Origin of the sequence: Ruthenibacterium sp., assembly GCF_017421385.1 — a bacterium.
GTDB lineage: Bacteria > Bacillota > Clostridia > Oscillospirales > Ruminococcaceae > Ruthenibacterium > Ruthenibacterium lactatiformans.
On sequence record NZ_JAFOIN010000030.1, the window covers coordinates 1 to 21,514 of the forward strand.

Here is a 21,514-nt window from a genome sequence, read left to right on the forward strand (position 1 = left end):
CGGCCGCCGCGCGGCGCTGCCCGGGCGTGGGCTCCGCCTCAGGATGCTGGACAGCGTTGTTGTTTTCACGGATGAAACGGTCCACTTTGGCCAAAACCTTAGCGATGGCGTCCGGGCAGGAGGTGCAGCTCATGCCCTGCTGGCGGATTGTGGACGGACAGCGGATGCCCTTGAGCTGGTCATACACTTCCTCCACGCTGATGCCACTGCGCAGCGCCACGCTGGCAAGGCGGGCCGTTGCTTCGCTCTGGCTGGGGCAACCGCCGGCCTTGCCTGTACTGGTAAACACCTCGCAGATGCCGTTTTCATCGTAGTTCACCGTGACGTACAGATTGCCGCAGCCAATCTTCATACGCTCGGTAAAGCCCATAGTGATGGCCGGGCGCGGGCGGGGCACGATGCGTCCAAAGGGATGCTGCGCGGCGGCTCCTCCTTCTTTTTTGACGCTGCCGATGTTCAGCACCTGGCTGTCCCGGCTGCCGTCCCGGTAGATGGTGACGCCCTTGCAGCCCATTTTATAGGCCAGCATATACACTTCGGCCACTTCCTCGCGGGTGGCGGAGTGGGGAAAATTCACGGTCTTGGACACCGCATTGTCCGTGTGCCGCTGGAAAGCGGCCTGCATCCTGGTATGATATACCGGGCTTACGTCGTGGGCACAAACAAACACACGGCGGATGTCCTCGGGAATCTCCGCGATATGGGCGATGGTACCTTCTTTGGCGATTTTGCGCATCAAAGCGTCGGAGTACAGTCCGCGCTCCTGCAGCTTTTCCCGCAGCACCGGGTTTACCTCCAGCATCTCCGTACCGTCCATGATGTTGCGGATATACACATAGGCAAACACAGGCTCCACGCCGGAGGAGCAGCCGCCGATCATGGACAGCGTACCCGTGGGCGCGATGGTGGTGACGGTGCCGTTGCGCAGGAGATCGCCATCCTTGTAGATGCTCTCGGCAAACAAGGGGAACGCACCGCGCTGGGCCGCCAGCGCAGTACTGGCCGCGTGCCCCTCGGCGTTGATAAAGGCCATCAGCTTCTCCGCCAACGCAACGCCCTCGTCGGAATTGTAGGGCACCCCCAGATACAGCAGCATATCGGCAAAGCCCATCACGCCCAGGCCGATTTTGCGTGTGGCCCGTGTCACCGCGCCAATCTGCTCCAGCGGATAGTTATTCACGTCAATAACGTTGTCCAAAAAATGTATGGCCTGGCGCACGGTGTCCCGCAGCAGGCCGTAATCCACGGCATAGCCTTCCGGCGTTTTTGCAAGCATTTTCACCAGATTGATGCTGCCCAGGTTGCAGCTTTCGTAGGGCAGCAGCGGCTGCTCACCGCAGGGATTGGTGGATTCGATCTCCCCCTGGGATGGAACCACATTGTCCCGGTTCAGGCGGTCCAGGAAGATGATGCCCGGCTCGCCGTTGCGCCATGCCGCGTCCACGATCTTTTCAAACAGCTCCCGGGCGCTGCGTTTGCCCACCGGGCGCCGGGTCTGCGGGTCGATGAGGTCGTAGTCCCGGTTTTCCTCCACGGCCTGCATGAACGCCTCGGTGATGCCCACCGAAATATTGAAATTGGTGATGTCCCCGTTCACCTTTTTGCAGTCGATGAATTCCAGGATATCGGGATGGTCCACCCGCAGGATGCCCATGTTCGCCCCGCGCCGGGTGCCGCCCTGCTTCACGGCCTCGGTAGCCATATTGAATACGCGCATAAAGCTGACGGGGCCGGAGGCCACGCCGCCTGTGGAATTGACGGGCGCGCCGTTCTGCCGCAGACGGGAGAACGAAAAGCCCGTGCCGCCGCCGGATTTGTGGATGAGCGCGGCGTTTTTCACCGTCTCGAAAATCGCCTCCATGCTGTCCTCCACAGGCAGCACAAAGCAGGCCGAAAGCTGCCCCAACGGGCGGCCCGCATTCATCAGCGTGGGAGAGTTTGGCAAAAAACGCAGGCTGGTCATCAGCTCGTAAAAGCGGTCCGCCAGCGCAGCAGTATCCGCGTTTTCATCATAATTCCGGTCTGCCGCCGCCACGGCCGCGGCAACACGGCGGAACAGGCCCGCCACATCCTCCGTGTGGTTGCCCTCCGCGTCCTTGGCCAGATACCGCTTTTCCAGCACCTGCAGCGCATTTTTCCCAATGTCTTCGATCGCCATTTCTTTTCCTCACCTTTCTTCAATTCTCCAATTATCATACGCTTTTCATTCTAACACCATATATTGTGTCTATCAAGAGAATTCCGGCTCATCCGCACATAAATCTTGTAGAACTATTTCTGCACTTTTTGTGCGGGGTAACCAAAGCCGGCGGCATACCGCCCGCCGGGACTCTCCCGTGCCGCACAAAAAAGGCCGCACCCCGCCGAAAACACGGAGCGCAGCCAAAATATGCTTTTCTGCCGGGCTATTGGTCCAGCTCCGGCGGGGTGAAGCCCTCGCCGAACACCTCGCTGGCCTCGGTGATCATCACAAAGGCGTTGGGGTCCACTGCATGGGCCGCGTTGCGCACCTTGAATATCTCCGCCTTGCCGCAGGCACACAGAATAAGATGCCGCTCAATGCCCGAATACGTACCGATGGCCTTGATAAGCGTTGCACCCCGGCCCGTTTCCTCATCGATCTTCTTCGCAGTGGCATAGCCGTCGGTGGTGATGATGATGGCCAGCTTGCCGCTGCCCGCGCCGTAGATGATCTTATCAATGATCACCGACGCCGCATAGGTGGAGATAACGCCGTACAGCACTGCGTCGATGTTGCCGAACACAAAACCGCCCAGCACGATGACAACAAGGTCCGTCATCAGCGTCACTTGGCCCATGGAGAAATGCGGCTTAAGCTTTTTGATGGTGACGATGAGGAAATCCGTGCCGCCGGTGGACGAGCCGCGCATATAGATCAGCGCCAGACCTGCGCCCATAAACACACCGGAAAAAATGGCCGCCAGGAAACTGTTGCCCGTGTACAGCGGCGTCAGCGGGAACACAAGGTCCAAAAACAACGTGGAAATGACCATCGTCTTGAAACTCTTGAGCAGAAACTTGCGCCCCACCACCTTATAGCTGATGATGATGATGGGAATGTTGATGATAAGGGTCATCGTGCCGATGGGCAGATCCCACAAATAATTGCAGATCAGCGCCAGGCCCGACACGCCGCCGGGCGCAAAATCCGCTGATTTGGCAAACGTATAAACGCCGATAGCAAACAGGATACTGCCCACAACATCGTATACCGTATCCACGGCAAAGGTCTTGAGCGCCTGTACGCGCTGGGCCTTCGTGCGCTTCGGCCTCTTTTGCTGCTTTTCTTTTTTCATAAAACAGACGCCTCCCTTTCCACACACCGCCCGCACTGTCTGCGCGGGCGCCGCGCGTTGCTCCGGCACCCAAACGCCGCCGCGCACTTTTTATTATACACGATTCGGGCCGCAAAACAAAGGGGATTCTTTGGCGGCAAATTGCGGAAAAGGGATTGACAGGCGGAAAGAAAGGGAATAAAATGAACATTGTTCAGTTTGGAGGTCGAACTCGATGAATAAAACTGCGACGTCCCGGCAGGCGCTTCTGGAAGCCGCGCGGGAGATCGCGCGGCGGGACGGGCTGGGACACATCAGCATCCGCCGCACGGCCGCCATGTGCGGCGTGTCTGTCGGCACTGTATACAATTATTATCCCGCCAAGGCGGACCTTGTGCTGGCTGTGATTGAAGATTTTTGGAAACGCGTGTTCCACGGCGGCCTCTCCTGTGATTTTACCCATGGCTCGGATTTCAGCGCCGTATGCGGGCAGATCTATACCGCGCTGCGCACGCATCTGGCCCAGTTTGAGCACACCTTCCTGCGGGAGCTGGCAAGCCTGAACGAGGCCGAGCGCCAGCAGGGAAAAGCGCTGGAAATGCAGTATTGGGAGCACATTCGAGCGGGCATGCTGGCTGTACTTGCCAGGGATGCCCGTGTGCGGCCCGGCGCATTTACGGAGGCTTTCACCCGTGAGCAATTCGTATCCTTCGTATTCGGCACGATGATGTCGATGCTGCGGGCGGACAGAGAGGACGCCTCGTTTTTGCAGGAAGTCGTCTGCCGCCTGATTTATTGATGCAGGCAGTGCGGGCCTTGCACTGAAAAAGGAAAATTCCCCGTGCCCGGGCAGCCGGGTGCGGGGAAATACACTCATTAAAATGAACATCGTTCAGATTGGAGAGAAGCATATGCAGGCAATTATGGAAACTCTGTTCGACGCCGCCTATCTTGTCACGGTGGTGACGCTGGGGTGTATCATGGTAAAAAGCGCGCAGGACCGGGAAACGAAATTATTCGGCTGGATGGCCGTCATTCTGGGCTGCGGCGATGCATTTCATCTGGTGCCCCGGGCCTGGGCGCTGTGTACCGACGGCCTGGCGGCCCACGCGGCAGCACTGGGAGCGGGCAAATTCATCACGTCCATTACAATGACAATATTTTACGTTATTCTTTACCATATTGGAAAACGGCGCTATGGCCTGCACATCCGGGCGCTGACGGGCGCTGACGGGCGCCGTATACGCGCTGGCCGCGGCACGCATCGGATTGTGCCTGTTCCCGCAGAATGCGTGGCTTTCGGCGAACCCGCCGCTGTCCTGGAGCATCTGGCGCAACGTTCCGTTCGCACTGCTGGGCGCGCTGGTCATCGTGGTATTCCTGCGCGGCGCGCGGCAGGCGGGGGACAGGGCCTTCTGCTGGATGTGGCTGGCCATCGTGCTCAGCTTCGCGTTCTATATCCCGGTGGTGCTGTGGGCCGACGTCGTTCCGCTCGTGGGCATGCTCATGATCCCCAAGACCTGCGCTTATGTGTGGGTGGTCTGGATGGGCTTTTCGGATATGCATCGTAAAAGGAAGGAGACTGTCAAATGAAAAAATTGCTGAACACCGCATTCATTTACGCTCTGGCCGCGATGGCCGGCGGCGTATTCTACCGTGAATTCACAAAATTCAACGGGTTTTCCGGGCGCACGGCGCTGGGCCTGGTACACACGCACCTGTTCCTGCTGGGAACGGTGTTTTTCCTGCTTGCCGCGCTGTTTTCCAAAGAGCTTGACTGGGCCCGGGAAAGAAACTTCCGGCTGTTCTACGGGCTGTACAATACCGGGCTTTGCGTGACGGCGGTAATGCTGGCCGTGCGCGGCGCGGCGCAGGTACTGGCGCTTCCGCTTTCCCGCGGGATGGACGTGGCAATCTCCGGCGTCGCGGGGCTGGGACATATCTGCCTGGGCGCAGGGCTTGTGGTGTTTTTCCTCTCCCTGAAAAAAACGGCGTGCACGGCCAATGTGCAATAATTAGCTTTAAAAAACAAAAGCCAGCGTTTTTCTCTTCGAAGAACGTTGGCTTTTTTATTTTCCTTTTTCATCGGAACGCCCCGCAAGATAATCCAAGGATACCCCGTAAAAATCGGCCAGCGTCATCAACGCGTCGATGGGAATCGCGACACGGCCCAATTCATACTTTGAATATGTGGTCTGCTTAATGCATAACAAGTCCGCTATTTCCTGCTGAGTCTTATCGTTATCCTCTCGCAGCGCGCGGATGCGCGTCAAATCCATTGCCTTCACCCATCTTTACTATACCCTAGTCTTATTGTGACTATTAAAATTTAGTCGCAATTGGACTATTATAGTAAAGAAAGGAGGAAATAGAATGGACAGCAAACATTTAGAAGAATTGACTAAAACAATTGCTGAGAGAAATGGGACCACGCCAGAAGCAGTACGCCGGGAAATGGAAGCCGCACGAAACAGCGCATGGGATACCGACGATTCCAGCGCTCGCGGTCGTCAAAAAGTATTGTTTCCCGCTGGAAAGCCGCAGCTTTCGGAATTTCTGGAGGTTATCGCAAAAGAAATCAAAAAAGCATAATGTCTCTTTTTTGATTAAAAGAGCGCCCCGCACCTTTCGGTGCGGGGCGCTCTCTGCTTTACTTCGCTTGTGCCGATTATTCGTACAGCTTGGCAAGCTTGCCCAGGTACTCGTAGCGGTCCTTCGCGGCGTCGGCTGCCTTGTCGAACAGCACCTGCGCACGCTCGGGGAAGGCGCGCTGCAGGCGGCTGTAACGCGTCTCGCTCTCAATGAATTCCTTGTAGTCCGCCGTCGGCGCTTTGCTGTCGATGGTGAACGGGTTCTTGCCCTCCGCCTTTTTGCGCGGATCAAAGCGGAACATGTTCCAGTAGCCAGCCTCAACGGCGCGCTTCATCTCATTCTGGCAGTTGGTCATACCGCCCTTGACGCCGTGCATCTCACAGGGGGCATAGCCAATGATGAGGGACGGGCCGTGATAGCTCTCGGCCTCCGTGATGGCCTTGATGGTCTGGTTCTTGTCCGCGCCCATGGCGATCTGCGCCACATACACGTAGCCGTAGCTCATGGCGATCTCGGCCAGATTCTTTTTGCCGATGGCCTTGCCCGCCGCGGCGAACTGAGCCACCTGACCGATCTGGCTGGCCTTGGAGGCCTGGCCGCCGGTGTTGGAGTAAACCTCGGTGTCAAAGACCATGACATTCACGTCTTCGCCGGAAGCGAGCACGTGGTCCAGACCGCCGAAACCGATATCATAGGCCCAGCCGTCGCCGCCGAAGATCCAGACGGACTTCTTGGCCAGGTACTGCTTCTGCTCCAGAATTTCAGCCGCAAGCGTGCAGGCCTCGCAGTCGCAGGTGGCCTTGCCGGCAGCCTTCAGGCTCTTCATATGCTCCAGCATGGACGCGGCGTTGTCGCCGAACTTCGCCTTGCCCTCGGCGCTCTCCAGGAACGTGATGCCTTCCTCTACGGTCAGCACGCCGTTCTCCAGCGCGGCAATATACTTATCGGCGGCGGCAGGGTTCAGCTTGCCGTCCTCCATAGTGTCCAGCCATTCCTGCGCAGCGGCCTTCAGGTCGGGCAGCGCGTACTCAACAGCGATCAGCGCACGGGTCTTGTCGGCCAGGCTCTCGCGGATGGTCTTCTGGCCCAGATACATGCCGAAGCCGTGCTCTGCGTTGTCCTCGAACAGGCTGTTTGCCCAGGCCGGGCCCTTGCCGGACAGACGGTTGCGGGTGTACGGGGACGTTGCGGCCGGGCCGCCCCAGATGGACGAACAGCCGGTGGCGTTGGAAATATACATACGCTCGCCGTACAACTGGGTAATCAGGCGGGCGTAGCTGGTCTCGGCGCAGCCCGCGCAGCTGCCGGAGAACTCAAGCAGCGGCTGGTTGAACTGAGAACCCTTGACGGTCGTCTCGGCCATCATGCCCTCTTTCTTGCCCACGTTGGCTACAGCATAGTCGAACACTTCCTGCTGGGCCAGCTGGCTCTCCTGAGGCATCATCTTCAGCGCCTTGCCGGGGGCCGGGCAGACGTCGACGCAGACGCCGCAGCCCATGCAGTCCAGCGGAGAGACCGTCATGCCGAACTGGTAGTTCTCGCAGCCCTTGCCGGTCATCGGCTTCACCTTCAGCGCGGCGGGGGCGGCGGCAACTTCCTCGGCGGAGAAAGCAAACGGACGGATGGTGGCATGCGGGCAGACATAGGCGCACTGGTTGCACTGAATGCACTTTGTAACATCCCACTCGGGCACGCTCACGGCAACGCCGCGCTTCTCATATGCGGAAGCACCCTGCTCGAACTGGCCGTCCACATGGTCCACGAAAGCGGAAACCGGCAGGCTGTCGCCGTCCATCTTGTCGACCGGGAACAGAATCTCCTTGACCATCTTGACGGTGGCGGGGTTGCCGGCCAGCTCGTGGTCGCCCTCGGCGTCCTTCGCGTCGGCCCAGGAAGCCGGCACGTCGATCTTGACGAAAGCGTCAAAGCCCGCGTCAATGGCCTTGTAGTTCATCTCGACGATGGCGTCGCCCTTCTTGGCAAAGGACTTGTAGGCCGCTTCCTTCATGAACTTCAGCGCGTCTTCCTTCGGCAGCACGCCTGCCAAAGCAAAGAAGGCGGACTGCAGGATGGTGTTGGTGCGCTTGCCCAGGCCAATTTCGATGGCCTTGTCGATGGCGTTGATGGTATACAGCTGGATGTTGTTCTTGGCGATATAGCGCTTCGCCTCGGCGGGCATGTGGTGATCCAGCTCTTCCGGCGTCCACTGGCAGTTGATCATGAACACGCCGCCCGGCTTTACGTCGTTGACCATCTTGTAGCCCTTGATGACGTAGGACGGGTTGTGGCATGCCACGAAATCGGCCTTGTTGATATAGTACGGCGCGCGGATGGGCTTGTCGCCGAAGCGCAGGTGGCTGATCGTCACGCCGCCGGTCTTCTTCGAGTCATACTGGAAGTAGGCCTGGATATATTTGTCGGTATGGTCGCCGATGATCTTGGTGGAGTTCTTGTTGGCGCCGACCGTGCCGTCGCCGCCCAGGCCCCAGAACTTGCACTCGACGGTGCCTTCGGCAGCCGTGTTGGGCGCGGGCTTCTCCTCCAGAGAGAGGTAGGTGACGTCATCGTTGATGCCCAGTGTGAAGCGCTCCTTCGGAGCGTCCTTCGCCAGTTCTTCATATACGGCAAACACGCTGGACGGCGGGGTATCCTTGCTGCCCAGGCCATAGCGGCCGCCGATGATGGTGCCCTCGCGGCCCGCTTCGCGGAACGCGGCCATAACGTCCAGATGGAGCGGCTCGGCCAGAGCGCCCGGCTCCTTGGTGCGGTCCAGCACGGCAATTTTCTTCGCGGTGGCCGGAATGGCGGCCAGCAGCTTGTCGGCCGCGAACGGACGGTACAGGCGGACCTTCACCAGACCGACCTTCTCGCCCTTGGCGGTGAGGTAATCAATGACTTCCTCGGCCACGTCGCAGATGGAACCCATGGCGATGATGACGCGGTCTGCGTCGGGAGCACCGTAGTACTCGAACAGCTGGTAGTTGGTACCCAGCTTCGCGTTCACCTTGCCCATGTATTTTTCCACAATGCCGGGCACGGCCTCGTAGAACTTATTGCAGGCCTCACGGTGCTGGAAGAAGATATCGCCGTTCTCGTGGGAGCCGCGCATAGCGGGGTTCTCGGGGTTCAGCGCATGGGCGCGGAACGCCTTCACCGCTTCCATGTCCGTCATTTCCTTCAGGTCGTCGTAATCCCAGACCTCGATCTTCTGGATCTCGTGGCTGGTACGGAAGCCGTCGAAGAAGTTGATGAACGGCACACGGCTCTCCAGCGTGGCCAGGTGCGCCACAGCAGCCAGGTCCATGACCTCCTGCGGGTTGGACTCGGCCAGCATGGCAAAGCCCGTCTGGCGGCAGGCATATACGTCGGAATGATCGCCGAAGATGTTCAGCGCATGGCTGGCCACGGTACGGGCAGAAACATGGAACACGGCGGGCAGCAGCTCACCGGCGATCTTATACATGTTGGGGATCATCAGCAGCAGGCCCTGGGACGCGGTGAACGTGGTGGTCAGCGCGCCGGCAGCCAGGGAGCCGTGCACGGTGCCGGCCGCGCCCGCCTCGGACTGCATCTCAACAACTTTCACTTCGGTGCCGAAGATGTTCTTCTGGTGCAGGGCGGACCACTGGTCCACCTGGTCGGCCATGGGGCTCGACGGGGTGATGGGGTAGATGCCGGCAACTTCGGTAAACGCATAGGCTACATGAGCCGCAGCGGTGTTGCCGTCCATAGATTTCTTGGATCTTGGCATTTTTCTTCCTCCGGTTCTTTCTTTATTCCCCCGCGGCGGCAGATGATTCCGGGCGGGGGGTGGTGTGAGCAGAAACAGGCGTTTTGCGGGGGCATCGTTTCTGCATTACGCTCGTCATTATTGTAGCAAAGTTTTGCGGGAAAGTAAACAAGGGGCAGGGGATTTTTATGGGGAACCGCGGCCATTTTTACAAAAAAATCCCACCTTCACACCTCCATGCGCCTCCTTTTACACGGATTTTACGCCCCGCATTTGACACGCCGCTTTCAATCCAGTATATTATAAGGTAAATATCCGGGCTTATGCGCCCGCATTCTATGGCCCGCGCTCCGGCGGCGGGCGGAAAGAAGGAGTTTTTTTCAGATGGACCCTGATGGTCTTAGTATCCTCATCGCAACAGCTTCCACGTTTGGCGCGCTTGCGGCGGCTTACCGCGCGGGCGCAGTGTCCGCAAGCGAACCGGAGCGGCAGCAGAGCGGCATCCTTGGTTTTTCCGACAGGATGGCCGGGCTTTGCGCGGCATTTGTGTTTGCGTGCGGATTTTTTGTTTACGGCTTTCTTCGCATTTTTGCACAGGCTCCCTGGTGGACACTTCTGTGCCTGGCGGCGCTGGCCGCGCTGGCCGTGCTGCTGTACAGCCTTGGCCGGGCGAAGGGCCGCATAAAGGAGAAAAGCGGCTTCACGGCCGCCTGTATGCTGGGTGCGCCGCTGGCCGCTCCCGCGAAGCTGGTGTTCAAGGCGCTGGGGCTCTCGGCCCAGTCCGACGTAACAGAGGAGGATGTGCTCTCTTTCGTGGACGACGTGGAGGAGCACGATCTGATAGACGAAAGCCAGAAGAAGATGATCACCAACATCTTCGAGCTGGACGACGTGACGGCAGGCGACGTGATGACCCACCGCACCGAGATCGTAAGCGTGGAGGAAAACACGCCCGCCGCCGACGCGGTACGCCTTTCTCTGGAGCACGGATTTTCGCGCCTCCCGGTATACCGCAAGTCACTGGACGACATTGTCGGCATTTTGTATGTGAAGGACCTGTTCGCGCTTTGGGACACGCCGGAAAAGGCGCAGGCCCCGGTGAGCCGGTTCATGCGCGGCGCGATGTTCGTGCCGGAAGCCTGCCGCGCCCAGGAGCTGCTGGTGGATTTTAAGGTAAAGCACACGCAGATCGCCGTGGTGGTGGACGAATACGGCGGCACCAGCGGACTTGCCACGATGGAGGACGTCCTGGAGGAGATCGTGGGCAACATCCAGGACGAATTTGACAACGAGGACGAGGACCTTGTGGCCACCGAGGACGGGTTTGTTGCCGCAGGCAGTGCGGACCTGGAGGAAGTGTTCGAGGCCTTCGGCCTGGAACCGCCCGATGAGGACGAGGACGGCGAGGCCGATTTCGATACCGTGGGCGGCCTGATCATCGACCGCTTGGGCCGTATCCCCGCAGCGGGGGAAGATGTGACGCTGGAATACGGCGGGCTGGAATTCACAGTGCTGGAAGTGGAGGACCGGAGAGTGGGCAAGGTAAAATGCACCCGCGCTCCGGAGCTGAACCCCGAAAATGACGACGACGAAGAAGAGGATGCATGATGGCACATTTTGAAAAACGGCTTTCGAGCGAGACAAAATTCGAGGGACGCGTCATCACCGTGACGCTGGACAGGGTGGAACTGGAAAACGGCGGCACCAGCACCCGGGAGGTGGTACGCCATCACGGCGGTGCGGGCGTTGCAGCGCTCAACGACGAGGGTGAGCTCTATCTGGTGCGCCAGTACCGCTACGCGCTGGACCGGGAATTGATCGAGATTCCTGCCGGCAAGCTGGAAAAGGGGGAGGACCCATTGGAAGCCGCCAAGCGTGAGCTGGGCGAGGAAGCGGGCCTTGCCGCCGCCGAATATCGGGACCTGGGGTATATCATTCCCACCTGCGGATATTGCAGCGAGATCATTTACCTGTATGCGGCCAAGGGCCTTTCTCCCGTGGGACAGCACCTGGACGCGGACGAATTTCTCTCGGTGTTCACGCTGCCGCTGGACAAGGCCGCGGAAATGGTTCTCTCCGGTGAGATCACCGACAGTAAGACCGTAGCCGCTGTACTGAAGGTGAAAGCCCTGCGGGACGCGGGCCGGTTTTAAACAGTTTCAACACGCGGAGCACGGAAAACGGCAGTCCCTGTTCTGTCAGACAGAACGGCCGCACCCCTGCGGCGGCATCTGCCGTTTTGGAAAGGAGCTTTTCGGAATGAACGTTGCTTTCTGCACCTGCCGGGACACAAAATGTCCGCTGAACCCCGTGAACCACGACAGGGGCTGCACGCCCTGCATTGGGAAATGCCTGCGGGAAGGCGAGCTGCCGAGCTGCTTTTTCAACGCGGTGGCCCCTTACCGGGGACCGGACGCGGATTATACCTATCAGGGCTTTGCACAGCTTGTGCTGGAGGCGGAGCGGCCCTGCACGGCGGGCCCGCGGCAGGCGGGCGCGGAGCAGATGCAATCTCCGCCGCCGGAAACTTAAGAACCTCCACAGGATATTTTTTCAGGCCATGCGGCCGCTTTTCACGCGGGCTGCGGCCGGGGGAATCGTTGGGATGAAAAACAGCGGCCGGATACTTCCCGGCCGCTGTTTTTTCTGTGCGGAAAATCTTATTTCTGCATCACGGCGCCTTCGTTTGCGCCCGACACCAGCTTTGCATAGCGCGCCAGCCAGCCTGTGGTCTCCTTAGGTGCAGGAGCCGTCCATGCCGCGCGGCGGCGCGCCAGCGTATCGTCGTCCACGCGCACGCCGATACGCCCGCCCGGGATGTCGATATCGATGACGTCGCCCTCCTCGATGAGCGCGATATTTCCGCCCACGGCGGCCTCAGGCGCCACATGTCCGATGGACGCGCCGCGGGACGCGCCCGAGAAGCGTCCGTCGGTGATGAGCGCCACGGATTTGTCCAGCTTCATACCCGCCAGCGCGCTGGTGGGATTGAGCATCTCGCGCATACCGGGGCCGCCCACCGGGCCTTCGTATCGGATGACCACCACATCTCCCGGCTGGATGCGGCCGTTGTAAATGGCGTCGATGGCGCTTTCCTCACCGTCAAACACCCGCGCGGGACCGCTGTGCACCAGCATCTCGGGCGCGACCGCGCTGCGCTTCACCACGCAGCCGTTCTGCGCAATGTTGCCCCACATCACGGCGATGCCGCCCGTTTTGCTGTACGGGTCGTCCGCGGGACGGATGGCGTTTGTATCGCGGTTCTGCGCGCCTGCAATGTTCTCGCCCACAGTTTTGCCCGTCACCGTGGGCAGACTTGTATCCAGCAGGCCCAGCCCGGCCAGCTGCGCCATGACAGCGGGCACGCCGCCCGCGGCGTACAGGTCCTCGATATGCGTGGGGCCGGCCGGAGCAAGGTGGCAGAAGTTTGGCACCTTCGCGCTCATTTCATTGAAAGTCTCCAGGCTCATAGGCACATCCGCCTCGTTGGCAATGGCCAGAAGGTGCAAAACGCTGTTGGAACTGCAGCCCAGCGCCATATCCGTGGCCAGTGCATTTCTGAATGCCGCCGGCGTCAGAATATCCCGGGGACGCACCCCGTCCCGCACCAGATCCATGATACGCATGCCTGCATGCTTTGCCAGCTGCGTGCGCGCCGCGTATACCGCAGGGATGGTTCCGTTGCCGGGCAGCGCCATGCCAATGGCTTCGCACAGGCAGTTCATGCTGTTGGCCGTATACATACCCGAGCAGCTGCCGCAGCCGGGACAGGTGTTTTTGGTGTAATCGTCCAGCACGTCTTCGCCGATGATGCCGGCCTTGTAGCTCCCCACCGCCTCGAACATCTGGGAAAGCGAAACGTGGCGCGTGCCCTGCCGGCCCGAGAGCATCGGCCCGCCGCTGACGACAATGGACGGGATATTCAGCCGGGCCGCGGCCATCAGCATGCCGGGCACGATCTTGTCGCAGTTCGGCACCAGTACCAAGCCATCAAACCCGTGGGCGCGCGCCATCGTCTCCACGCTGTCGCAGATCAGCTCACGGCTGGGCAGGGAATACTTCATACCGATATGGCCCATGGCGATTCCGTCGCACACACCGATGGACGGTACCAGGATAGGAGTACCGCCCGCCATGCGCACGCCCGCCTTGACAGCCTCGGCCAGCTTGTCCAAATGAGCATGGCCGGGTACGATCTCGCTGTACGCGCTCACAACGCCGATCAACGGACGGTTGATTTCTTCATCAGTATAACCCAGAGCATAAAAAAGGCTCCGGTTCGGCGCACGTTCAGCGCCTTTCAGTACGGATTCGCTGTTCAATTGCATGGTGTTCCTCTCCTTTTTTTGCTTTTTTCCCCACCGTATCCCATGTACAATAGACGCGGTACTTTTTAACTAGCCGCAATGTACCAAAAACGGCGCACAGCCAAGGCCGCGGACGGGCGCTGAACGCTTTCCCGGGCCCGGCCGGCGCTCCGCGGCCTTTCCGTTCGCGCCTGCGGCATCGGATGAAGCCTTCGGAGCTTTCCGCCGCGCGGCGGAAAGCCGCTGTTTTTATACACTGATACTATAGCACAGGCGCGGCAAAACTGCAAAGCATAAATGTGTATCGGTTGCAACCCCGCCGGGGAACGGGTATAATGAGGGCAGAGCGCCGCCGCACGGCCGCGCCATTGTCCGCGCGGCGCGGGCCTCCGGGCTCCGTCCCGGCGGAGACCGAAGGAGACAAGCTATGAATATCCTGATCGTAGGCTGCGGCCGCGTGGGCCGCAGGCTGGTACATGTGCTGGAGCGGCTGGGGCACGATGTTTCCGTGCTGGACGAAGACGCCGCCAATCTGGCTCTGCTCAATGAACTGGAGCCGCCATTTTCCGGCATGGCCGTGGCGGGCGTGCCCATCGACGGCGATGTACTGCGCAGTGCGGGCATTGAGGCCTGCGACGCCGTGGCCGCCGTCACCAAGGATGACAACATCAATCTGATGGTAGCGCAGATCGCGCGCGAGCTGTTCGGTGTGAAGCACGTCATCGCCCGCGTGGCCGAGCCCTCCCGCAAAGAGGTCTACACCGAGCGCTTTGGCCTGCGCATCGTGTGCGGCACCAATCTGACGTCCCAAGGCCTGCTGGCGGGTATTCTGCAGGAGGAGGACGACGAGGACCAGTGCGTGATGTTCGGTTCCTCCACGGCAAATTTTTCAGCTGTACCTGCCGCGAAGCATCAGTGGAACCGTCCGCTTTCGTCCGTACAGCCGCCCCGGGCGGGCATGATGGTATTCGGCGTGCTGCGCGCCAACGGCACGATGGAACTTGCCAACACCCAGCCTACGCTGCATGTAGATGATAAGATCCTGTTTGCGGAACTGGCGGACTGAGGAATACTCCCGCCGCCGCGGATAGCGGCCCATGCGGGGAAACATCATAAGGAGTACAAAAATATGCGTGTTTGTATCGTGGGTGGAGGCAAAGTGGGCTACTATCTTGCCAAGACCCTTCTGGAGCACGGCCACACGCCGGTGCTCATCGAGGACGACCCGGCCATGTGCCGCAAGGTGGCCGACAGCCTGGACCTGACCGTGGTGTGCGGCGACGGCACTTTTGCCGAAGTGCAGGAAAGTGCGGACGTGGCTCACTGCAGCGCCATGGTTGCGGTAACGGGCCGGGACGAAGACAATTTGATCGTATGCCAGCTTGCAAAGCAGGTGTTCAAGGTCAAGCGCACGGTGGCCCGGGTGAACAACCCCAAAAACGCCGCAGTGCTGAAAAAACTGGGCGTGGACATTGCCGTGAGCGCTACCGATAACCTGACGCACCTCATCGAGCGCGAGGTGGAGACGGCGGCCATCCAGCAACTGCTCAGCCTTGCGGGGGGGACGGCCTCGCTCACCGAGGTGCTCATTCCACAGGGCTTCGCCCATGCGGGGAAAACGCTGGCTGAGCTTGTCATCCCCAAGGATGCGGTGGTCATTTCCATCATGCGGGACGGTGAGCTGATCGTCCCCCGCGGCAATACGCAGATCCTGGTGAACGATAAAGTCGTGGTGCTGGCCAAAAACACGGCGTTCCACGAGCTGGCACAAAGCTGGAACCTGGCGGACGTAAAATAGCCCCGCACGGGCGGCTCCCGGTTTCGGCGGAAAGGAAGATCTATGGAATTTTCTGTCCCGCGGCACGGCGCCGCCATCGTCAGCGGCTGGTGCGCCGCACTGGGCGCGATGCTGTGCCTGCCGTTCTGGAAAAATTTCTTTACGCCGACGCTGGCGGTATTTCTGCTGTGGCTTGCGGCGTGCTTCGGCGTGCTGGCGCCGCGGCTGGCTTCGTCCTGCGTGCGTGTGGGCGGCAACCATCTGACGCTTCGGCGCGGCCTGCTGTTTCCCGTAACGCGGCGCATCCCGCTGCGGTTCCTTGCGGGCTGCCACATCGTGCAGACGCCGCTGCAGCGCATGACGGGCACCTGCCTGTTCTTCCTGTACTCCAGCGGCTGCACCACGTTGGTGCCCGGTATGCGCAAGGCGGACGCGGAGTGCCTTTCCGCCAAGCTGACGCACGGGGGGAAGCTGCTGTGAACAGGCAACGCCGGTTCCATATCATTTTTGCGGTCCATTATCTGCGGTACGGCCTGCTGCTGTGCTTGGTACCGATGCTTCAGGCGCTGCTTGCGTTCGACCTGGACAGCCTTTGGGCGGCGCTCCGGCAGGACGCCGTTATCCTGCTGGCCTGCGCTGCTGCGGCGCTGGCTCTTTGGCGTGCCACAGCCTTCCGGCTGGAGGACGGCGCCGTAAAGGTGACGCAGGGCGTGTTTTACCGCAGCTATCACACCTTCGGCAGAGCCAGCATCGCGGCGCTGGAGATCGCCCGCCCTTTGTACTGCCGCATGCTGGGCGCAAGCCGTATAACGCTGTATTTCAAAACGAACGCCTCGCCCAAAAGCTATTCCATGTTTCTTCATAAAAAGGACGCGGCTGCGGTGGCGGATGTTCTTCTGCCTGTGCGCAGCGATACGTCCGTATTCGAGCCCACGGGCTTTGAACGCCTGAGCTTCGTGATGCTGAGTGCCAATATCATCACCAGCAGCGCTTTTGCCCTGTGGGGCGTGAAACAGCTGGATGAGGTTCTGGGGCAGAATTTCCAGCAAATCGCGCTGGACACTTTTCATGAGGCCGAGCTGTTTGCGGCGCGGTATCTGCCCACGGGCCTGGCTTTTCTGGTAACGCTGGGCTTTGCCGTGACGGGATTCACCTTTTTGTATGCGCTGCTGCACACGGCAGGCTTTAAGGTATGCCGGAACGGCGGAGTCATCATCAGCAAAGGCGGCTTTGTCACGCTCATCGAGCGGCGTATCCTGGTGGCCTGTGTGTCCGCCTGCGATGTGTGCGTTACGCCGCCGGCGCGCCTTCTGCGGCGCTATCCGGTATACCTTTCCGCAGGCAGCTTCCGCGGAGGCGATCTGCCCGTGCTGGTTTATAAAAAAGGGGAGGAGCGGACAGTGGAGCGCCTGCTGCCCAACTTCTGCCCGCCGGATGGTCCGCTGTGTATGCCCGCACGCAAAAGCCCGGTGCAGTATCTTTGGCAGCCCGGTACGCTGCTCGCTCTTTCTTTGGGCCTGTGCGGCGTGGCCTCTTACACAATGCCGCAGATTCTGCCCATGCTTTTCGTACCGGCGGTGCTTGCCCTGGCGGGGCTGCTGGTTTCACTGGAGGGCTTTTTCCGTGAAGGCCTGCGCAAAAACGCCAACCGCACGCTGTCCGTTTGCTATACCCGTTTTTTTACCCGGCACGAGGTTTGTGTGTTCACGCCGGATCTTTCCTATACGCTGCTGGAAAACCCATTTTCCGTCAGCGGCGGGCGGTGCGACGTGCGGGTGCACCTGCCCTGCGGGCTGCGGTACCGTGTGCGCGGCGCACTGCAATATCTGGCGCGGGAAATACCGTTCACGCTGTGAACGGCGTCACCGTGCTTTTCCGACGCTGTGCAGGAACCGCGCCGCGTTTTATCCTCATTCTTGAAAGAAGCTGATTCTTTTGTACCGAGCTGTGATATTCGATCTTGACGGCACGCTGCTGAACACCATCGGCGATCTTGCCGCCGCGGCCAATCATACGCTGGCCAAAATGGGCTTTGCGCCCCATACGGAAGAAGAATACAAATACATGGTGGGCAACGGCATTCCCAAGCTGATCGAGCGTTTTCTTCCTCCCGGGCACCGGGACGAAGCTGCACAGGCACAGGCGGCCCGGTTGTTTTTCCCTTATTACGACGCGCACAAGGAGGACTCTACGGCTCCGTATCCCGGCATCCCCGCCCTGCTTGCCGCGCTGCGCGGCGCAGGCGTAAAGCTGGGCGTCGTGTCCAATAAGGAGGACGCTCTCACCCAAAGCGTTGTCAGCCATTATTTTCCGGGGCTGTTTGACGGAGTGGCCGGCCATACGCTGGGCACCCCCACGAAGCCCGACCCGCATCTTGTGAACGGCATGCGCGCCGCTTTCGGCCTTGCTGCGCAGCAGGTGCTTTATGTGGGGGACAGCGGCGTGGACATTGAAACAGCCCGCAATGCCGGGCTTGCGGGCTGCGGCGTTCTGTGGGGCTTCCGCACCGGGGACGAGCTGTGCGGCGCGGGCGCGTCCTATCTCGTCCGCAGCCCGGAGGATATCCGTGTGCTGGTGCTGGATGCCTAAGAGCAGCTGCAGCGTCCGGTCCATGTACCTGCAAGAATTGAATTTCATTTTGCTGTTCACGGGGGGAGGGGAGCACAATGTTGATTTTATCGTTCAACTCCCTTACTTCTCCCGCCTTGCTGAAGGCGGTCCGCATTCAGGTACGCCCGTGGATGCAATGGGCCCACTCGTCACTACGGCCTCTTTGGGTTATAAAGAGCAGGACCGGCATGTATTCCAACGTTTAAAGGAACTGGATGCTCTTGGCCTTGCGGCAGAGTATTTCGATTTTGACGACAGTCCGGCACGGTCTTTTGCCGACTATAACGCGGCCGTCTTTTTTGGGCGGTAATCCGTTTTACTTGCTGAAAAGCTGGCGTGCCTGCGGCGCAGAATCAATATTGGAGGAATTTTTAAAGGATGAAAAACGGCTGATCGGCTGCAGCGCCGGCCGCTTTGTAATGCAGTGTTCCATTGCATTCATCGCCCGCTGCACACCGGAAATGATAAATCCGCCGGCTTGTTGGACACCACCGGGCTTTGTCTGACAGACGTGGAAATCTTGCCCCATTATCACAGATTCCTGCCGCGTTTTGAGCATTTTGAGGAAGCGCACACAGGCTTATAAACAGGAGACCGTTATCCCTCTGCTGCGCACCGACGACGGCAGACCGTATTTTTATATTCCGACGGCCCGCGTGTCGAAGGAACGCCTCTTTCGATGTGAGGCGGCTTGCCGGGAACAATGCTCCAAATGCTGAAGCCCCGCCAGATCCTTTTGGGATCTGGCAGGGCTTTTTCTGTCCCGTCCTTTTAAGGTGCCCGTGCGCATGGTCAGAACCGGGTACCGCCGCATACAATGGTTTGACGGCGCTTTGCCGTCTTGCGGCACATCAATATAACGGGAGGCATTGACCATGGAACTGCAACACAGTCAGACGTGGAAAAATCTGCAGACCGCATTTTCGGGCGAGCTGCACGCTTGTGCAAAATATAAGATCTATGCGCTGCGTGCGCGGGAAGACGGCTACGAGCAGATGGGGAACATCTTTGATGAAACATCCCGCAATGAACAGGAACATGCCGAGATCTGGCTTAAGCATCTTTCCGGCGGCGAAGTGCCCGGCACGCTGGAAAACCTGCGGGACGCGGCAGCCGGGGAACACTATGAATGGACCGAGATGTATGCCGAATTTGCCCGTACCGCCCGCTGTGAAGGCTTTGAGGAGCTGGCGGAACTGTTCACCCGCGTGGGGAACATTGAAAAAACGCATGAACAGCGTTACAACAAGCTGGCTGCCAACATTGAGGACTGCCAGGTTTTTTGTAAGGGGCGCCCCACCGTGTGGGTGTGCATGGTATGCGGAAACGTAACGTATGCCGCATGCTCGCCGGAAGTTTGCCCTGTATGCGGGCATTCCCAGAGCTATACCGAAATCAAGGCGGAAAATTATTGAAGTAAAAAATAGCAGCATGCCCTTTCTTCCTGCCATGCGGGTCTGTTTGGACGGCACGGAAACGAACAGGGCATAAAAGATGTTCTCATTTCGTTGTCGCAGCATTTTAAATGCATAAAAAACCGCACTGTACAACCGTTTTTGGCTGTACAGTGCGGTTTTCATCTGGTGACCCGACCCGTTTTCGGGTGTTGTATGGTACTTTTCACCGCTTGCGCTTTCTGAAGGAAACAACTCCAGGTGCTGCGGTCTGGATTTCGTTGGGTCAGGATCTGTTCCATCCATAGAAATCAATGTTTTAATCTCGATGGTATCAGTGTGTATATTCACGCGGCTTACAACGGCCAGTATAAGTTTTAATCCTTCGGACGTGTTAATATCTACCTTCGCCACATTTTCTACACAGCGGCGAATCGTAGCGTCGTCAAGCCCTACATAGCCCTTATATTGATTCAGCTCTGCCGTTTCTGCTTCGATTTCTGCCTTTTCTTCTTCCAAGCGCCTGACCTTTTCTTTCAGCTCCGAGCTAACCACGCCTTCCAAAAGCGCGTTAACACCATTTTCCAGTTGACGGCATACGCGCGTATACCGGGATGCCAGCTCTGCCCGACGCGTATCGTATTCGGTAGTGATTTGCCGCTCCTGGTCGCGTGCTGCATCAACCAGCATTTCAATATTGGCCGGCTCAGTCAGCATCTGCTTAATACTGGCCGCGACCGTCTGTTCCAGCCACTCCGTACGAACATTCTTCATTTTGCATGTATGTGTGCGCCTCTTATTATTGCACTCATAGTATTGGTAACCGGATGCCTTGCTTCCCATCACCACCATGCTGGCGCCACAGTCGCCGCAGAATACACGACCCGTGAGCAGATATTCGCGCTTGGCACTGTATCTCCCGCCGGCCCCCTTGCGTGTTCGGATTCGGGACTGTACCTGCTCCCACAATTCTTGTTCAATGATAGCCGGCACACCGTTCTCAACCACAATGGCGTCCTCTTTGCTTTTGGCGTGACTATTCCATCGTCCGTCCGCCTGCGCCTTGGTGGCGCCGTAAACAAGGCGGCCGATGTATTTTTCGTTTTTGAGCAGGTCAAAAATGGAGTTTTTCCCGAACGGTTGGCCTCGTTTTGTAAGATATCCTCGGCTGTTCAATTCGTCTATGATTTCTCCGTAACTGAATCCCCGTGCGAATAGTTGAAACACAAGGCGCACGGCCTCTGCTTCATGCTCATTGACCACATACTTTTTGTCCTTGTCAAGATCGTATCCTAGGGGCGGCTTACCGCCGGAGGATTTGCCCTCCCGGGCGTTATGCTTCAGCGCATCTATTGTTTTCTGGCGCGTTATCAGAACCTGCGCGTGATTGAGCATCGCTGTTGCAGCTTCATTGATGAATACGGCGGGGTCTTTAAGATCTCCTCCCACCATTGGCTGCGTCACACTGGCCACCCGTGCTCCCAGCATATCCACGTCTTTCCGAAACTGAAACCACTCGGTAAATTCGCGGAACATACGGCTTTGGTCATAAACAACCACAAGCTGCGCGCCGCCCATGCCCAAGTGCATCATACAGGCTTCATAACCGGCACGGGTCTCCTTCATGCCAGAAACAGCTTCATCGGAGAATATTTTTCCCACCTGATAACCATTGCGCTCACACCATTCACGGCATTTTTCCACCTGAACGTCGATAGTCACGGGATTCTGATTGTCTGTTGAGTACCGGGCCAAAATATCAGCAATGGGCCATTTATTTTGTTCGTTCATCCCATTACCCTCCATTT

At 58.9% G+C, this 21,514-nt stretch carries 19 protein-coding genes and 2 pseudogenes; 15 read left to right on the forward strand and 6 right to left on the reverse strand.

Translation table 11 applies throughout. The annotated features are described in order from the left end of the window. Together IIY41_RS03390 and IIY41_RS03395 are read right to left on the reverse strand one after the other, a co-directional pair. A partial coding sequence (locus tag IIY41_RS03390; protein ID WP_287399682.1) for a vitamin B12-dependent ribonucleotide reductase occupies nucleotides 1–2,158 on the reverse strand: 2,158 nt, incomplete at its 3' end. Between the two features lie 247 nt (nucleotides 2,159–2,405). Further along, on the reverse strand, nucleotides 2,406–3,317 hold the full coding sequence (locus IIY41_RS03395; RefSeq protein ID WP_009323028.1) for a YitT family protein: 912 nt from the start codon (nucleotides 3,315–3,317) through the stop codon (nucleotides 2,406–2,408). Nucleotides 3,318–3,531: 214 nt separating this feature from the next. On the opposite strand from IIY41_RS03395, the gene IIY41_RS03400 reads away from it, so the two are divergent. From IIY41_RS03400 to IIY41_RS03410, 3 genes and pseudogenes are all read left to right on the forward strand, one after another. Then, the gene (locus IIY41_RS03400) at nucleotides 3,532–4,095 is read left to right on the forward strand and encodes a TetR/AcrR family transcriptional regulator (protein WP_123158391.1); all 564 of its coding nucleotides are present in this window, start codon (nucleotides 3,532–3,534) and stop codon (nucleotides 4,093–4,095) included. Between the two features lie 112 nt (nucleotides 4,096–4,207). Then, nucleotides 4,208–4,889: pseudogene (locus IIY41_RS14135) on the forward strand (hypothetical protein). Further along, nucleotides 4,886–5,311, forward strand: coding sequence for a DUF2871 domain-containing protein (locus tag IIY41_RS03410; RefSeq protein WP_055080349.1), 426 nt, complete (start codon nucleotides 4,886–4,888; stop codon nucleotides 5,309–5,311). The pseudogene IIY41_RS14135 and the gene IIY41_RS03410 overlap by 4 nt, the downstream one beginning before the upstream one ends. A 54-nt stretch (nucleotides 5,312–5,365) precedes the next feature. On the opposite strand, the gene IIY41_RS03415 is transcribed toward IIY41_RS03410, so the two are convergent. Then, nucleotides 5,366–5,575, reverse strand: a complete 210-nt coding sequence (locus IIY41_RS03415; protein ID WP_040909868.1) for a helix-turn-helix domain-containing protein — start codon at nucleotides 5,573–5,575, stop codon at nucleotides 5,366–5,368. Between the two features lie 94 nt (nucleotides 5,576–5,669). On the opposite strand from IIY41_RS03415, the gene IIY41_RS03420 reads away from it, so the two are divergent. Further along, on the forward strand, nucleotides 5,670–5,888 hold the full coding sequence (locus IIY41_RS03420; protein ID WP_009323033.1) for a sporulation initiation factor Spo0A C-terminal domain-containing protein: 219 nt from the start codon (nucleotides 5,670–5,672) through the stop codon (nucleotides 5,886–5,888). 76 nt (nucleotides 5,889–5,964) lie between these two features. On the opposite strand, the gene nifJ is transcribed toward IIY41_RS03420, so the two are convergent. Beyond that, entirely contained in the window at nucleotides 5,965–9,639 is a 3,675-nt protein-coding gene (gene nifJ / locus IIY41_RS03425) for a pyruvate:ferredoxin (flavodoxin) oxidoreductase (RefSeq protein ID WP_205457089.1), read from the reverse strand. 363 nt (nucleotides 9,640–10,002) lie between these two features. On the opposite strand from nifJ, the gene IIY41_RS03430 reads away from it, so the two are divergent. The 3 genes from IIY41_RS03430 (at nucleotide 10,003) to IIY41_RS03440 (ending at nucleotide 12,150) form a co-directional block, all read left to right on the forward strand. Next, nucleotides 10,003–11,226, forward strand: a complete 1,224-nt coding sequence (locus IIY41_RS03430; RefSeq protein WP_009323035.1) for a hemolysin family protein — start codon at nucleotides 10,003–10,005, stop codon at nucleotides 11,224–11,226. Continuing rightward, nucleotides 11,226–11,771: an NUDIX domain-containing protein gene (locus IIY41_RS03435; RefSeq protein WP_050005372.1), complete on the forward strand. Its 546-nt coding sequence runs from the start codon at nucleotides 11,226–11,228 to the stop codon at nucleotides 11,769–11,771. Before IIY41_RS03430 ends, IIY41_RS03435 begins: the two co-directional genes overlap by 1 nt. A gap of 106 nt (nucleotides 11,772–11,877) precedes the next feature. After that, a complete protein-coding gene (locus IIY41_RS03440) occupies nucleotides 11,878–12,150 on the forward strand; it encodes a DUF6485 family protein (RefSeq protein ID WP_009323037.1) in 273 nt (90 codons plus the stop codon). 128 nt (nucleotides 12,151–12,278) lie between these two features. Here the strand turns inward: IIY41_RS03440 and ilvD are convergent, their stop codons facing one another. After that, nucleotides 12,279–13,946 (reverse strand): dihydroxy-acid dehydratase, encoded by a 1,668-nt coding sequence (gene ilvD / locus IIY41_RS03445; RefSeq protein ID WP_009323038.1) that lies wholly within the window; start codon nucleotides 13,944–13,946, stop codon nucleotides 12,279–12,281. 406 nt (nucleotides 13,947–14,352) lie between these two features. Between ilvD and IIY41_RS03450 the strand changes: the two genes are divergently transcribed. From IIY41_RS03450 to IIY41_RS03485, 8 genes are all read left to right on the forward strand, one after another. Then, entirely contained in the window at nucleotides 14,353–14,991 is a 639-nt protein-coding gene (locus IIY41_RS03450) for a potassium channel family protein (RefSeq protein WP_287399692.1), read from the forward strand. 63 nt (nucleotides 14,992–15,054) lie between these two features. Further along, nucleotides 15,055–15,723, forward strand: coding sequence for a potassium channel family protein (locus IIY41_RS03455; RefSeq protein WP_287399694.1), 669 nt, complete (start codon nucleotides 15,055–15,057; stop codon nucleotides 15,721–15,723). A 42-nt stretch (nucleotides 15,724–15,765) separates the two neighbouring features. Further along, complete coding sequence (locus tag IIY41_RS03460) at nucleotides 15,766–16,182, forward strand: PH domain-containing protein (RefSeq protein ID WP_009323041.1); 417 nt, start codon at nucleotides 15,766–15,768, stop codon at nucleotides 16,180–16,182. Continuing rightward, entirely contained in the window at nucleotides 16,179–17,558 is a 1,380-nt protein-coding gene (locus tag IIY41_RS03465) for a PH domain-containing protein (RefSeq protein WP_205486399.1), read from the forward strand. Before IIY41_RS03460 ends, IIY41_RS03465 begins: the two co-directional genes overlap by 4 nt. A 79-nt stretch (nucleotides 17,559–17,637) precedes the next feature. Then, nucleotides 17,638–18,291 (forward strand): HAD family hydrolase, encoded by a 654-nt coding sequence (locus IIY41_RS03470; protein ID WP_287399698.1) that lies wholly within the window; start codon nucleotides 17,638–17,640, stop codon nucleotides 18,289–18,291. 22 nt (nucleotides 18,292–18,313) lie between these two features. Continuing rightward, a complete protein-coding gene (locus IIY41_RS03475) occupies nucleotides 18,314–18,622 on the forward strand; it encodes a hypothetical protein (RefSeq protein ID WP_287399700.1) in 309 nt (102 codons plus the stop codon). Next, nucleotides 18,528–18,818: a Type 1 glutamine amidotransferase-like domain-containing protein gene (locus tag IIY41_RS14070; RefSeq protein ID WP_353806295.1), complete on the forward strand. Its 291-nt coding sequence runs from the start codon at nucleotides 18,528–18,530 to the stop codon at nucleotides 18,816–18,818. Before IIY41_RS03475 ends, IIY41_RS14070 begins: the two co-directional genes overlap by 95 nt. 369 nt (nucleotides 18,819–19,187) lie before the next feature. Further along, nucleotides 19,188–19,727, forward strand: coding sequence for a rubrerythrin family protein (locus tag IIY41_RS03485; RefSeq protein WP_050005344.1), 540 nt, complete (start codon nucleotides 19,188–19,190; stop codon nucleotides 19,725–19,727). A gap of 714 nt (nucleotides 19,728–20,441) precedes the next feature. Here the strand turns inward: IIY41_RS03485 and IIY41_RS03490 are convergent. Beyond that, a pseudogene (locus IIY41_RS03490) lies at nucleotides 20,442–21,512 on the reverse strand (recombinase family protein); the annotation flags it as partial. Nucleotides 21,513–21,514: the final 2 nt, after the last annotated feature.

Bases quoted from the DNA above. Each gene is read 5' to 3' on its own strand.
- IIY41_RS03395 (WP_009323028.1), bottom strand. From the start codon at position 3,317: ATGAAAAAAGAAAAGCAGCAAAAGAGGCCGAAGCGCACGAAGGCCCAG.
- IIY41_RS03440 (WP_009323037.1), top strand. From the start codon at position 11,878: ATGAACGTTGCTTTCTGCACCTGCCGGGACACAAAATGTCCGCTGAAC.
- IIY41_RS03460 (WP_009323041.1), top strand. From the start codon at position 15,766: ATGGAATTTTCTGTCCCGCGGCACGGCGCCGCCATCGTCAGCGGCTGG.
- IIY41_RS03430 (WP_009323035.1), top strand. From the start codon at position 10,003: ATGGACCCTGATGGTCTTAGTATCCTCATCGCAACAGCTTCCACGTTT.
- IIY41_RS03475 (WP_287399700.1), top strand. From the start codon at position 18,314: ATGTACCTGCAAGAATTGAATTTCATTTTGCTGTTCACGGGGGGAGGG.
- IIY41_RS03435 (WP_050005372.1), top strand. From the start codon at position 11,226: ATGGCACATTTTGAAAAACGGCTTTCGAGCGAGACAAAATTCGAGGGA.
- ilvD (WP_009323038.1), bottom strand. From the start codon at position 13,946: ATGCAATTGAACAGCGAATCCGTACTGAAAGGCGCTGAACGTGCGCCG.
- IIY41_RS03455 (WP_287399694.1), top strand. From the start codon at position 15,055: ATGCGTGTTTGTATCGTGGGTGGAGGCAAAGTGGGCTACTATCTTGCC.
- IIY41_RS14070 (WP_353806295.1), top strand. From the start codon at position 18,528: ATGCTCTTGGCCTTGCGGCAGAGTATTTCGATTTTGACGACAGTCCGG.
- IIY41_RS03420 (WP_009323033.1), top strand. From the start codon at position 5,670: ATGGACAGCAAACATTTAGAAGAATTGACTAAAACAATTGCTGAGAGA.
- IIY41_RS03450 (WP_287399692.1), top strand. From the start codon at position 14,353: ATGAATATCCTGATCGTAGGCTGCGGCCGCGTGGGCCGCAGGCTGGTA.
- nifJ (WP_205457089.1), bottom strand. From the start codon at position 9,639: ATGCCAAGATCCAAGAAATCTATGGACGGCAACACCGCTGCGGCTCAT.
- IIY41_RS03485 (WP_050005344.1), top strand. From the start codon at position 19,188: ATGGAACTGCAACACAGTCAGACGTGGAAAAATCTGCAGACCGCATTT.
- IIY41_RS03410 (WP_055080349.1), top strand. From the start codon at position 4,886: ATGAAAAAATTGCTGAACACCGCATTCATTTACGCTCTGGCCGCGATG.
- IIY41_RS03415 (WP_040909868.1), bottom strand. From the start codon at position 5,575: ATGGATTTGACGCGCATCCGCGCGCTGCGAGAGGATAACGATAAGACT.
- IIY41_RS03400 (WP_123158391.1), top strand. From the start codon at position 3,532: ATGAATAAAACTGCGACGTCCCGGCAGGCGCTTCTGGAAGCCGCGCGG.